Here is a 13,468-nt window from a genome sequence, read left to right on the forward strand (position 1 = left end):
ATTTTATGAAGGAGTTTGTTGTTAAAGCTGAAGATCAATATCCTTTGGCTTGTACTTTATTCGTGCCCGAAGAAGAAAATCATCACAAGATTTTGATTGTCAATTCTGCAACGGGTGTGAAACAACAAATGTATTTCGGATTTGCACAATATCTAGCTCAAAATGGAATTACGGTAATAACCTATGACTATCGCGGTATTGGACTTTCTAAACCGAGAAAATTAAACTCATTTTCTGCAACAATGCGTGATTGGGGCAATCTTGACTTCAAAGCGCTTACAGAGTATGTTATAAAACATTTTCAAAATTATTCCAAATATCTTCTTGGTCACAGCGTTGGTGCTTTAATTTTGGGCATGAGCCCGCATTCTGAAATTTTTCAGAAAGTTTTATTTGTTGCCACACAGAATGCTTATGTCGGCAATTTGAATTTTAAAACCAAAATTTCAGCTTATTTGGGATTTGGAATTGTACAACCTTTGTCAACTAAATTATTCGGTTATTTTCCTGCGCATCATTTTGGATTGGGAGAAAGTTTGCCAGCAGGTGTTGGATTTGATTGGCGAAATTTAATTTTAAAATCAAAGTCGACAGATTATTTACTAGAACATTCTAACACTAATATATCTAAAGAATTGACCAAAGAATGTTTTGTCCTTTATGCTGATGATGACGAATGGTTGACCCAAAAAGGAGTTGAAGCTTTACTGAAATTAAGCTATCCAAAACTAAAACCAAGTTATCGTTTGTTAACAAAAAGCGAATCCGAAGTGGGAAAAATTGGACATGTTAACTTTTTTAGAAGTTATAACCAAAAGCTTTGGGAAATTTTAAAACAAGAGATTATTTAATTTAAAACTAAAAATTTGGAATCTACAATTGAAAAAACAATAGAATTTGTAAAGCAAAAGCTAAAAGGTGCAGAAGCTGGACACGATTGGTATCACATCGAAAGAGTCTGGAAATTGTCCAAAAAAATTGCAAAGACTGAAAATTGTGATTCAGAAATTGTAGAATTGGGTGCTTTGTTTCACGATATTGCCGATCCGAAATTTTATAATGGTGATGAAAGTTTGGCGCCGAAAATTGCTTCAGAATTTTTGAGAAACTGTGCTTATCCAGAAGAAAAAATCGAAAAAGTAGTGTTTATTATTAATCATATTTCGTTTAAAAATAGAGATAATCTTCCCGAAGAAATTCCTGTAGAATTACAAATTGTACAAGATGCTGATAGGATTGATGCGATTGGCGCGATAGGCATTGCAAGGACTTTTAATTTTGGAGGCTTCAAAAATAATTTGATGTACGATCCAGAAGTTTTGCCAAAAATCGGTATGTCAAAAGAAGAATATAAAAAATCGAATGGGACGACCATCAATCATTTTTATGAAAAACTATTGCTTCTGAAAAACATGATGAATACGAGCGCTGGGAAAAAATTGGCCGAAGAAAGACACCAGTATATGCTAGACTTCCTAGATCAGTTTTATAAAGAATGGAATGTGGACTAAGCGCTAGTTTCAAAAGCTTTCTTATCTTTGCATTATGTATTTAATAATATTTCTGATTTTCTTATTGTTATGCGTAGCCTTAGTTTTGTCTTTGTACAAAAAAGGTCGGTTTGCGGTTGTAAGCAAGATTTTTAGATTTGTTATTGTGATGGGAAGTATAGCCTATTTTACATATTTGTTTATAGAAAAAAGTTTGAGCCAATTTTTGGAAAACTCCATGGCGGTGCAAGTTATTAATCACTTACCACAGCCTTTGGATTTTTATATTATTCGTGTTTCTGATGCGGAAAATACCAAAAAATATATGTCCAAACATGTTGGTAAAATTCGACCAGATTTTTATAGGATAGAATATCTTAATATGCAAAAATCCAATGAGTTTTGGATTGCGGGCTATCTTAACAAATCCCGATTGGTTTATTTTTCACAACATGCAGTGCCAGCAGGTGATAAAGACCAGATTGTTGAGGTGCGTAATTATATTAACCAAAGTCAAAAGCTTTCGGGGATTGCGTCAGACCAAGTTGGAATTTTGAAATACGACAATATGAAAATCAGTATTTGGATAACACTAGACTTACTGCTGATTTTCCTCAATTCTGTTTTGCTTTTTAGGCGAAAATAGACAGATACTTTCTATCATCATTAACTTTAATTTTTATTTTATAAATAAGTTTCTGGCACACCTTATGTGCAGAATTTTTTACTATGAATATACAAGCTAAATTAGAAGCAGGTAACCAAGCTTTCCTTAATTGGAAAACAATAAGTTTTGAAGAACGTCAACAATATTTTGTGAAAATGGCAGAAGTTATGAGAGCAAATGTTGAGTCTTATGCCACGACCATTACCAACGAAATGTACAAACCGATTACACAATCGATTGCTGAGATTAATAAAACAGCAGGAATGCTAGATTATTACGCAAATTGTCCTAATGTTTTAAAATCTGAAACTATTAAAACTGAGTTTAATATTTCTGAAGTTCACCATGCGCCAATGGGGATTATTTTGGGCGTTATGCCATGGAATTTTCCTTTCTGGCAAGTTTTGAGATTCGCAGTGCCTGCAATTTTAGCGGGAAATGTTGTGGTTTTAAAACATGCTTCAATTTGTTTTGGTACAGGTAACGCGATAGAAAAATTATTTTTAGAAGCTGGTTTTCCAAAAGCTGTATTTCAGAATTTTGAAGTGGGCCACAAAGAAATTCAAGAGATTTTAGAAAATCCTTATGTGAAAGGCGTTAGCTTGACAGGTAGTGGAAAAGCTGGTGGCGAAGTAGCTTCTATCGCTGGTAAAAATATTAAAAAGTCTGTTTTGGAATTAGGAGGAAGCGACGCGTACATTGTTTTGGATGATGCCGATATTCTAAAAGCCGCTAAAGAAGGGCCGCGAGGAAAACTTCAAAATACAGGACAAGTTTGTAATGCTGCAAAACGATTTTTGATACAGAAATCAGTAGAACAAGATTTCTTGGCCATTTTCTTGGAAGAATATCGTAGTTATGTACCTGGAGATCCAATGGATAAAGAAACGAGGATTTCTAAAATGGCCAGAAAAGATCTCGCTGATGATTTGGTTGCTCAATACGAAAAGGCATTAGCAAATGGCGCTGAGGTAATCATTCCTTTGGTACGCGTGTCAGATCAAGAGTTGACGCCTGGCGTTATCAAAGTTGAGACTGGTAATCCTATTTTGCAAGAAGAGTTGTTCGGGCCTTTGGCAATGGTGATGGTGGGAGAGTCGGACGAAGAACTTTTGACTATAGCGAATGATATTCCGTTTGGATTAGGAAATGCAATCTGGACAAAGAATAAGGAAAGAGCACAATTTTTTATTGATAATCTCGAATCTGGTACTGTTTCGATTAATAAATCAACAAGCTCGGATGCGCGTTTACCATTTGGTGGAGCAAAACAATCGGGTTATGGCGTAGAATTGTCAACTTTAGCCTTAAAGGAATTCACCATTACAAAAACTGTAGTTGGTAATATTTAATTTTTTGTGATTAAATATTTTTAATAGATGTAAAATAAGTTTCGGCGCCTAAAGGGCGCCGAAACTTATTATAAAAGTTGGTAATTTGTTCCTTCTCTACTGTCTTTTAGTTCAATGCCTTGTTCCAAAAGTTGGTCTCTAATCTGGTCAGAAAGTTCCCAGTTTTTAGCTTTTCGCGCTTGATTTCTTAATTCAATTAAGATTTTTAAAGCTTGATCTAGTTTTTCGCTATTGTTTTCTTCAATGCTTTGTAAGCCCAAAACTTCAAAAACAATGTCGTGTACAAAACGTTTTAAATCATCAAGATCGGCTTGGTTGATAGTTTCCTTTTTGTCTTTAATCGCAAAAATTGTTTTAACAATTTCAAACAGATTAGCCATCAATATTGGACTATTAAAATCATCTAATAAGGCATCAACGACTTTAGTTTTTAAATTTTCTATATTGATGCTTGACTCTTTAGAAGCCTCCAAATAATCTAAGGTTTTTACAGCATCCATTAGCCTATTAAAGCCTTTTTCGCTGGCCAACATCGCGTCATTGGAAATGTCTAAAACACTTCTGTAATGTGCTTGTAAAAAACAAAATCTCAATATACTTGGATGAAATGCTTTTTCAAAAAAGTTGTTATTTCCAGTGATTAATTCCATGGGAAGAATGTAATTGCCAGTTGACTTGGACATACGTTGTCCATTCATCGTTAGCATATTGGCATGCATCCAATAGCGAACTGGCTCTTCACCATTACAAGCTTTTCCTTGAGCGATTTCACATTCGTGGTGTGGAAATTTTAAATCCATTCCGCCACCGTGGATATCAAATTTATTTCCAAGATATTTGGTACTCATCGCGGTACATTCGAGATGCCATCCTGGGAAACCTTCTCCCCATGGGGAAATCCACTTCATGATATGCTGCGGAGATGCTTTCTTCCAAAGGGCAAAATCTTGTGGATTTTTCTTTTCATCTTGTCCGTCAAGATCGCGCGTGTTGGCAAAAAGCTCCTCGATATTTCTTCTTGAAAGTTCTCCATAATTAAGTCCGCGATTGTTATATTCAATCACATCAAAATACACAGAACCATTGCTTTCGTAGGCAAATCCTTTCTCGATAAGCGTTTTTGTTAACTCAATTTGTTCTACAATATGGCCTGTAGCCGTCGGTTCAATCGTTGGAGGTAGAAGATTGAATTTTTTTAAAACATCATGAAAATCAACAGTGTATTTCTGTACAATTTCCATGGGTTCTAATTTCTCCAAACGCGATTGCTTGATAAAGCGGTCATTATTGATGTCGCCATCGTCCGTTAAATGTCCAGCATCTGTAATGTTGCGCACATAACGAACTTTATATCCTAAAAATACCAAACTTCGATAGATAAAATCGAAAGACAAAAAGGTTCGGACATTCCCTAAATGCACATTACTGTAAACGGTTGGGCCACAGACGTACATGCCGATATTGCCTTCTAGTATTGGTTGGAATATTTCTTTTTCTCCGGTTAAAGAATTGTATATTTTCAGTTGCATTGTTATGTTATAAAAGTAATTGGTTTATGATAATTATTAAATGAAATTTAAGCTGAAACACAGCAAGTATTATCACAACAAATAATAGTTGTAATAAAAATCTGGTGTTGTGTTGTCCTAAATTTAGTCATAATATTAATTATCAAATTTTTAAATCAAATTAATCCACTTTGGCGTGGTTTCCCACATAATGTAAAAATTCTTGTCGCGTAATTGGATTGGTACGGAAAATACCACTTAATTCTGCTGTAATTGTCGAACTAGCAGTGTCTTTTATGCCACGACAATTCACGCAAAGATGCTTGGCATCGATAATGCAAGCGACATCTTTGGTGCCAAGCGCTTCTTTCAGCGCTTCTACGATTTGCATGGTTAATCGTTCTTGTACTTGTGGTCTTTTGGCGTAATAGTCAACAATTCTATTAATTTTTGATAAACCAATTACTTCACCATTTGAGATGTAAGCAACATGAGCACGCCCAATAATTGGCAAAAAATGATGTTCGCAGAAAGAATAGACTGTAATGTCTTTTTCTACAAGCATTTGACGGTATTTGTATTTATTAGAAAATGTCGAAATACCAGGTTTGTTTTCGGGAAGCAATCCTCCGAAAATCTCGTTAACATACATTTTGGCAACACGTTTTGGAGAGTCTTTTAGGGAATCATCCGTCATATCGAGTCCTAGCGTTTCCATGATCTCACCAAAAAGACCTTGGATTTTATCAATTTTTTGCTGAGGACTTAGTGCAAATGCATCTTCGCGAAGTGGTGTATGTTCTTTACCTGTGAAAAGGTCATCGTCATTATCAAAATGTTCCGCCATTTTTTAAAACTAATTATAATAAGCAAAATTATGAAAAAATAAACTTTTGATGGTTAAAAGCGAGGTATTATTAAAATTAATATGTAAATTTCGTTTGGTGAAAATTTTTAGCTTTTAAATCAACTGATAATCTTTTGGTTGTGTTTTTATAAAATACGAATCATAAAATTTAATCATTTTGAATTGAAATTTTATATATTTGCACCAAATTAACATTAATTAAAAATAAATACTATGTCAGACATTGCATCAAGAGTAAAAGCTATCATCGCTGATAAGCTTGACGTTGAAGAAACAGAAGTAACTCCAGAAGCTAGCTTCACTAACGATTTAGGAGCAGATTCTTTGGATACTGTAGAACTTATCATGGAATTCGAAAAAGAATTTAACATTCAGATTCCTGATGATCAAGCAGAAAAAATTACTACTGTAGGTCACGCTATCGCTTACATCGAAGAAGTAGTAAACAAATAATATTTTCTAAAAATTAATTAGAGATTTTAAAAAATTATATGGAATTAAAAAGAGTAGTTGTTACAGGTTTTGGTGCCATTACACCGGTAGGAAATAATGCAAAAGAATATTGGGACAGTCTTGTAAAGGGTGAGAGCGGTGCTGCTCCCATTACTCTTTTTGATTCCACTAATTTTAAAACAAAATTTGCTTGCGAAGTCAAAAATTTTGATCCACTTAATTACTTCGATAAAAAAGAAGCAAAAAAAATGGATCGTAACTCTCAGTTTGGTCAGATTGTAGCACGAGAAGCGATTGCACATAGTCGTCTTATCGAAGACAATGTTGACAAAAACAGAGTTGGGGTTATCTGGGGCTCAGGAATTGGCGGATTAGAAACTTTTGAAAAAGAGGTTTTAGGATTTGCTGCGTCTAATGGAATACCAAGATTTAACCCATTCTTTATTCCAAAAATGATTGCTGATATTACACCAGGGAATGTCTCTATCGAATTTGGTTTCCATGGTCCTAACTATACAACCGTTTCGGCTTGTGCATCATCGGCTAACGCTCTTATCGATTCCAAAATGCTTATCCAATTAGGTAAAGCTGATGTTATCGTTTGTGGTGGGTCAGAAGCTGCTGTAACAGCTAGTGGTATGGGAGGATTCAATGCATTGATGGCCCTTTCTACAAGAAATGATGATCCTAAAACTGCTTCTAGACCATTTGACAAAGACAGAGATGGATTTGTACTAGGAGAAGGTGCAGGATGTATTATTTTGGAAGAGTATGAGCACGCTGTTAAAAGAGGTGCAACCATCTATGCAGAACTTGCCGGAGGAGGTCTTAGCGCAGATGCGCACCACATGACAGCTCCACATCCAGAAGGATTGGGCGCATATCTTGTAATGAAAAATTGTTTAGAAGATGCGGGACTTTCTGCTAACGAGGTAGACCACATCAATATGCATGGTACCTCTACGCCGTTAGGAGATATTGCAGAGTCTAACGCTATTGCAAGATTGTTAGGTGAGCATGCCTATGATATCAACCTTAATTCTACTAAGTCTATGACGGGGCATTTATTAGGTGCTGCTGGTGTTATCGAGGCTATTGCAGCTTTGGGCACTATTATTCATGGCGTTATTCCACCAACAATTAACCACTTTACAGACGATGAAAAGATTGATTCTAGATTAGACTTCACTTTTAATAATGCTGTTGAGAAAAACGTGGAAATTGCAATGAGTAATACTTTCGGATTCGGAGGTCATAACGCTTGTGTCCTTTTCAAAAAAATCTAAATTATTATGGAGTTGAAGAATTTGCTTTCTAAATTCCTAATAAAAAGAAAACGCAACGCACTTTCTCAAAAAGACATTAAGTTTCAAAAAGAAATTGTAGCTCTCGTAGGCTATCAAGTTAATAATCTTGAAGTTTTTCGAGAAGCCTTTTCATTGAAAGTTTCGGGTCGAAATTCTGAAAAGAAAAACTATGAACGGCTAGAGTTTTTAGGAGATTCGGTATTGGGTTCTATTATTTCTTGCTATTTGTTCCAAAGATATCCCGAAGCTAATGAAGGCTATCTTACACAAATGAAATCCAAAATTGTAAACCGAAAAAATCTTAATAAACTAGGAGAACAATTAGGATTAACCAAATTAATATTTACGGATAATAGTGTCACGTTAAGCGAAAATATTGCGGGCAATTTACTAGAAGCCTTTGTGGGTGCTCTGTTTTTGGACGTCGATTATGAAGCCTGTAAAAAAATTGTCCTTGAAAAAATTCTTCCGCCTGATGAAATTAATAAACTAGAAAACAAAATTATCAGTTACAAAGGTTTGTTATTAGAATGGAGCCAGAAGAAAAAACTATCTATAAAATACGAAACTTGCGAAGAACATTTGGTTGGCAAGCAGATTGCATTTCGTTGTAATGTTTGGTTAGAAGACGAAAAAATAGCAAATGCTTCAGAATCTTCTAAGAAAAAAGCCGAAGAAAAAGCCGCTCAACGCGCATTTTATATGTTAAATAAAAAAGAGCAAATCATTGAAAAGCAAACAACTATTTCTTGATTTTGAAGATGAAGAGTGCATCGAAATTGGATTGATGCGTCTTGCTAGTAATTTGCCACATCCCGAAGTTTTTTTTCACCTTAACAATGCCAATATTTTTAATCTAAAGCGCAGTTTCGATATTGTTTTCGAGGGCGTTTATAACGATTACCATTTCGCTTGCTATGAGGCTTATGATAAGTCAAACAAAAATTGCTGGAGGTTAATCTCCAACAAATCTATTGTTACCCATAAAAAGAAAGAACAAACTTTACTGTTTGAAGATGAAGAGGATGTGAAGTTTTTATTAAATGATCATCATGACGTTGATTATGTTATAACCTCATCGGATTCGTTTGCGGATTTTTCAGTAATTTTGCTGCCGGAAAAACTGTTCTTTCCAATACAAGAGTTCAATCTGTCAGCAGATACAGAACTCTATCAAATAATTCAATACTATGAATAAGAATTTAAAAAAAACTAAAATCATTGCAACACTAGGCCCTGCGTCTTCTGACAAAGAAACGATGATCCAAATGGTGAAAGCAGGCGTTGATGTTTTTAGGATAAATTTTTCGCATGCCGATTACAATATTGTAAAACGTAATATCGAAACTATTCGCGAGATTAATCAAGAATATGGCTACTCGGTAGCCGTTTTGGGAGATTTGCAAGGCCCAAAACTGAGAGTCGGCGTCGTTAAAGAAGGTTCTTTCCTTAATCCTGGAGATGTTTTAACCTTTACCAATGAGAAGGTTGAAGGCGATTCTACCAAAGTTTATATGACTTATGAGAAATTTCCACAAGATGTTAAAGTTGGAGAACGTATTCTGATAGACGATGGTAAATTGGTTTTAGAAGTTATCGAAACCAATGAAAAAGATACCGTACGTGCAAAAACCATACAAGGAGGACCTCTTAGTTCCAAGAAAGGTGTTAACCTTCCGAATACCGATGTCTCTTTACCAGCTTTGACAGAAAAAGATATCCAAGATGCTAACTTTATGTTGGATCTAGAAGTCGATTGGATCGCATTGTCGTTTGTTCGTCATGCACAAGATATTAAAGATCTAAAGGCTCTTATCGAAAACCACCCAACTAATAAAATAAAAACACCAATCATCGCTAAAATTGAAAAACCAGAAGGTGTTAGAAATATCGATGAAATCCTTATCGAATGCGATGGATTGATGGTGGCTCGTGGAGACCTAGGTGTTGAAGTTCCAATGGAGCAAGTTCCCGTTATTCAGAAAAATCTGGTGCATAAAGCAAGGTTGTATTCAAAACCTGTAATTATTGCAACCCAAATGATGGAAACCATGATTACAAGCCTTACACCAACAAGAGCAGAAGTTAACGATGTGGCAAACTCGGTAATGGACGGTGCAGATGCGGTAATGTTATCTGGTGAAACCTCTGTCGGAAAATATCCAGTTGAAGTTATCAAAAATATAACGAAGATTGTCAAAACAACAGAAACAACACATCTTTACGCAAAACAAAATGCTCCAATTGAGGAAAAGATCAATTGTGTGGATGACCGTTTTGTGACAGATATGGTTTGCCGTTCTGCAGTAGATATCGTAAAAAGTTCTGGCGCAGAGGCGATTATTACTTTGACGTCGTCGGGGTATACAGCATTCCAGATTTCCGCCCATAGACCAGATGCTCATATTATCGTATTTAGTTCCAACAGACGAGTTATTACGATGCTTAATTTGCTTTGGGGCGTGCGTGCATTCTATTATGACATGCAAAAATCCACCGATGAAACAGTTATCCAGGTTAATATGTTGGCCCACAATTATGGATTCGTAGAACAAGGTGATTTTGTCATCAACCTTAATGCGATGCCAGTCCATTATGGTGGTAAAACCAATACCTTGCGATTGACAACAATATAATTTCGAAGCCCCAATTTTGGGGCTTTTTTCTTAAAAAGTTGTAAAGCTTGTTAATCGACGTTAAAATTGGTTTTCAATATCTACAAAAGCTTACTTTTGAAAAAAAACTATTTGAGGCCACTTTTATTTTTTCTAACCTTTTTTTCCATACTAAGTTTTGGACAAAATCAAATTTCTGGTATTGTTCAGACCGAAAACGGACTTCGTATTCCCAATGTCTTGGTGGTGAATGTTACCACAGGTACAAAAACCTATACCAATACTATCGGTGAATTTTTCATTGCTGCTAACCCAGGTCAGACGATTCGGTTTTTAAAGGATAATTATGATCGTGTTAGCTTGGAAGCTTTTTCAGATAAAAATTATGTGATAAACTTGATTAAATCTGCTCAGGAAATCGAAGAAGTTACAGTTTCTAATATCAAAATCACAGGTAAAATTAGTGATGCTTCAGCTCTAAAAGTTGATGATAGTGCAGAACGGCTTCAAAATGAGATAGGAACACCAAAGCCACCCCAGAAACCTCGTGAGAGAGCGCCCGAAATGACAAAAGATGTATTGGTACCTATGATTTTTGGTGCGCTAAATGTGGATGGACTTTATAAGGTCTTTTCTGGAAAATCCCGCCAAATGAAAAGCCTTTATCGTTATGAAGACGAAGTCGATGATATCCAATGGATCCGGAGCAAGATAGAAGATTCTTATTTTGAAAGCGCGGAAATTCCTAATGATCAAATTAATACATTTTTAAATTTTACCATGGCCGAAGCTGATGTTCGTCGGTATGTGAAAGCCAGAAATGCCGGAGGATTAGTCATAGCTATGGAAAAGCATATTCCCGAATTTTTGAAGCGTATTAAAAAAGACTAATATCCTTATTTTATCTTTTTCTAAAACCGATATTTTATTAAATTATAGTCGCTAAAAGTTATTTTATAACACTTTCATTTTAATCAAATAACATTTTTGATGAAGCTTTATTTTAAAATTAATTATGAAACAAAATTGGTGAGCATCTGGTTTTACAAGTTTTGAAAGATGAAAAATACGGGCAATCTTATGATTTGGATTGTCAAGCCCATTTCATTTGGGAAGGCCAAGTGGATTATTTTTTTAAGGATATTTGTTATCGGTATCAAGTTTTAAATATCGATAAACAAGTTGTTGAAGAAGAAATTGTTTCGCATTTTTACTTTTAGACCCCATTTTCGATTCCTATCAAATTCAGGATACCTGGAATCGGAAAAATTTCCCAGAAAATTATCTTAATAATAAAATTTTTAAAAATAAAAAAAGCGCTTTCACTCCAGAAAATGTGAAGCTTCGTAAAACACATACGCATCTTTTCCGTATCGAGGCGCCACTTTATAATCCCAATTGGAAAATAATTTTAATTAGCGATATTTCAGAACTAGGACTTTGGCAATATGACCAAGCAATTGCTTTGCAAGAAGTGGATTTCGGTGTTTGGGAAGTGGCTTTAACAATTTCGGCTTCTTGTAATTTTGAATACAAATATGGTATTTATGATAACGAAAGCAAGCAAGTCATTTTCATTGAAGGCGGTGACAATCGTATTTCAACTCCCAATTTATCCGCTGAAATGTTACATTTCAAAAAATAAAAAAAGCTTATTGCCATATGCGGCATTTTGTGTGTTGCGAGATCAATATAAAACAGCAAATTTCAATATTTGGGAAGCGCATAAAGTTTATTCTGATTAAGAAGTTGCTGCCATGTACGATACAAAGCACAAGGATTACTCCGATGTTATGATGCATGCTTGGGTGCAATATCAGTTGCATTTGCAGTTGTCAGAAGCTGTTGATTATGCGCATTAACTCGGTGTCTTTTTGAAGGGCGATTTGCCAATAGGAGTTTATCGTCATAGCGTTGAAACTTGGACAGAACCAGAACTTTTTGAGATGGATTTTCAAGCGGGCGCACCACCAGATCATTTCTCGAATTTGGGACAAAACTGGGAATTTCCGACTTATAATTGGGAAGTGATGAAATCGGATTCTTACGCGTGGTGGAAAAAACGTTTTAGGCTATTAGAACCTTATTTTGATGCGATGCGAATGGATCATATTCTTGGGTTTTTCAGAATTTGGAAAATACCAATGGATGCAACACAAGGCGTTTTAGGTTATTTTTGTCCAGCAATTCCTGTGACAAATGAAGAATTAAATCTTAAAAATATTAGTTTTGATCAAGAGCGTTTTTGTACGCCTTATATTACGGATGCTATTTTAATCAAGCTTTTTGGGAATGAAACTGAATTAGTAAAGTCGCATTTCCTGAATTCTAAAAATGATGGAACTTACCAATTTAAATCGGAATATGATTCGCAAAGACAATTGACTGAGTTTTTCAAGGAAAGCCGACAAGATTGGCAAGAAGAAAACTTTTGGCTCTAGCAGCTAATGTGTTATTCATTCTCGAAAAAAAATGATCAAGGTGAAGAAGTCTATCATCCGCGTTTTAACATGGCCAATACGCCGTCTTTTGCTGATCTTCCGGAAAGCACTCGCAGCACGTTGGCGGAAGTTTACAATGATTATTTCTTTGTTCGACAAGATAGGATGTGGTACGAAAAAGCCAAGGAGAAGCTTACTGCTTTGTTAACATCTACAAAAATGCTGTTTTGTGGAGAAGATTTGGGTTTGGTTCCAGATTCTGTTCCTATTGTGATGGATGAGTTTGCGATTACCGCTCTCAAAGTTCAGCGTATGCCATCGGGGAATATTCCGTTTTACGATCCTAAAAACGCAAGCTATATGAATGTTGTTACCACATCATCGCACGATAGTTCTACACTTAGGCAGTGGTGGCATGAGGATCGTAATGTGACGCAGCAGTATTTTAATGAACAGTTGCAGCAATACGGAACAGCACCTTGGGATTTGTTGCCCCAATTTTCTGAAATGATAATGAAACAACATCTGTTCACCCATGCGATGTTGGCTATTTTCCCAATTCAGGAATTTCTGGCAACTGATGCGCGTTTGATGAATCCAAATATAGATGATGAGCGAATTAATATGCCCACAATTTTTCCACATTATTGGCGCTACAGAATGCATCTTAATTTAGAAGATTTAAAAACAGAAACCGATTTTAACCAAAAAATAGCTTCTTGGATTCAAGATTCTGGACGAAAATAAGTGTCTGAATAGCAGTCTTT

At 35.4% G+C, this 13,468-nt stretch carries 15 protein-coding genes; 13 read left to right on the forward strand and 2 right to left on the reverse strand.

Annotation, left to right across the window (positions count from 1 at the left end):
* Positions 1-5 precede the first annotated feature (5 nt).
* From ACVFVN_RS09280 to ACVFVN_RS09295, 4 genes are all read left to right on the forward strand, one after another.
* Entirely contained in the window at positions 6-851 is an 846-nt protein-coding gene (locus tag ACVFVN_RS09280; RefSeq protein WP_456235025.1) for an alpha/beta hydrolase family protein, read from the forward strand.
* 15 nt (positions 852-866) lie between these two features.
* The gene (locus ACVFVN_RS09285; protein ID WP_456235026.1) at positions 867-1,511 is read left to right on the forward strand and encodes an HD domain-containing protein; all 645 of its coding nucleotides are present in this window, start codon (positions 867-869) and stop codon (positions 1,509-1,511) included.
* A 34-nt stretch (positions 1,512-1,545) separates the two neighbouring features.
* Positions 1,546-2,136: a hypothetical protein gene (locus tag ACVFVN_RS09290; protein WP_456235027.1), complete on the forward strand. Its 591-nt coding sequence runs from the start codon at positions 1,546-1,548 to the stop codon at positions 2,134-2,136.
* A gap of 83 nt (positions 2,137-2,219) precedes the next feature.
* A complete protein-coding gene (locus tag ACVFVN_RS09295) occupies positions 2,220-3,509 on the forward strand; it encodes an aldehyde dehydrogenase family protein (protein ID WP_165133439.1) in 1,290 nt (429 codons plus the stop codon).
* Positions 3,510-3,577: 68 nt separating this feature from the next.
* On the opposite strand, the gene cysS is transcribed toward ACVFVN_RS09295, so the two are convergent.
* Both cysS and folE read right to left on the reverse strand, forming a co-directional pair.
* Positions 3,578-5,038 (reverse strand): cysteine--tRNA ligase, encoded by a 1,461-nt coding sequence (cysS, locus tag ACVFVN_RS09300; RefSeq protein WP_456235028.1) that lies wholly within the window; start codon positions 5,036-5,038, stop codon positions 3,578-3,580.
* A 160-nt stretch (positions 5,039-5,198) separates the two neighbouring features.
* Positions 5,199-5,864: a GTP cyclohydrolase I FolE gene (gene folE, locus ACVFVN_RS09305; RefSeq protein ID WP_456235029.1), complete on the reverse strand. Its 666-nt coding sequence runs from the start codon at positions 5,862-5,864 to the stop codon at positions 5,199-5,201.
* 234 nt (positions 5,865-6,098) lie between these two features.
* On the opposite strand from folE, the gene ACVFVN_RS09310 reads away from it, so the two are divergent.
* From ACVFVN_RS09310 to ACVFVN_RS09350, 9 genes are all read left to right on the forward strand, one after another.
* Entirely contained in the window at positions 6,099-6,338 is a 240-nt protein-coding gene (locus tag ACVFVN_RS09310) for an acyl carrier protein (protein WP_002976354.1), read from the forward strand.
* Between the two features lie 38 nt (positions 6,339-6,376).
* Entirely contained in the window at positions 6,377-7,624 is a 1,248-nt protein-coding gene (gene fabF, locus ACVFVN_RS09315; RefSeq protein ID WP_165133433.1) for a beta-ketoacyl-ACP synthase II, read from the forward strand.
* A gap of 6 nt (positions 7,625-7,630) precedes the next feature.
* Positions 7,631-8,398 carry a ribonuclease III gene (rnc, locus tag ACVFVN_RS09320; RefSeq protein ID WP_456235030.1) on the forward strand — a complete coding sequence of 256 codons (768 nt, stop codon included), beginning with the start codon at positions 7,631-7,633 and terminating at the stop codon, positions 8,396-8,398.
* Positions 8,373-8,843: an IPExxxVDY family protein gene (locus ACVFVN_RS09325; protein WP_456235031.1), complete on the forward strand. Its 471-nt coding sequence runs from the start codon at positions 8,373-8,375 to the stop codon at positions 8,841-8,843. Before rnc ends, ACVFVN_RS09325 begins: the two co-directional genes overlap by 26 nt.
* Entirely contained in the window at positions 8,836-10,281 is a 1,446-nt protein-coding gene (pyk, locus tag ACVFVN_RS09330) for a pyruvate kinase (RefSeq protein WP_165133427.1), read from the forward strand. The genes ACVFVN_RS09325 and pyk overlap by 8 nt, the downstream gene beginning before the upstream one ends.
* A 96-nt stretch (positions 10,282-10,377) precedes the next feature.
* Positions 10,378-11,151, forward strand: coding sequence for a hypothetical protein (locus ACVFVN_RS09335; protein ID WP_456235032.1), 774 nt, complete (start codon positions 10,378-10,380; stop codon positions 11,149-11,151).
* A 445-nt stretch (positions 11,152-11,596) separates the two neighbouring features.
* Positions 11,597-11,905: a carbohydrate-binding module family 20 domain-containing protein gene (locus ACVFVN_RS09340; protein WP_456235033.1), complete on the forward strand. Its 309-nt coding sequence runs from the start codon at positions 11,597-11,599 to the stop codon at positions 11,903-11,905.
* A gap of 241 nt (positions 11,906-12,146) precedes the next feature.
* Positions 12,147-12,701: a 4-alpha-glucanotransferase gene (locus tag ACVFVN_RS09345; RefSeq protein ID WP_456235034.1), complete on the forward strand. Its 555-nt coding sequence runs from the start codon at positions 12,147-12,149 to the stop codon at positions 12,699-12,701.
* 6 nt (positions 12,702-12,707) lie between these two features.
* Positions 12,708-13,448 carry a 4-alpha-glucanotransferase gene (locus tag ACVFVN_RS09350; protein WP_456235035.1) on the forward strand — a complete coding sequence of 247 codons (741 nt, stop codon included), beginning with the start codon at positions 12,708-12,710 and terminating at the stop codon, positions 13,446-13,448.
* The last annotated feature ends 20 nt before the right edge of the window (positions 13,449-13,468 follow it).

The sequence above is a fragment of the Soonwooa purpurea genome (assembly GCF_053891095.1).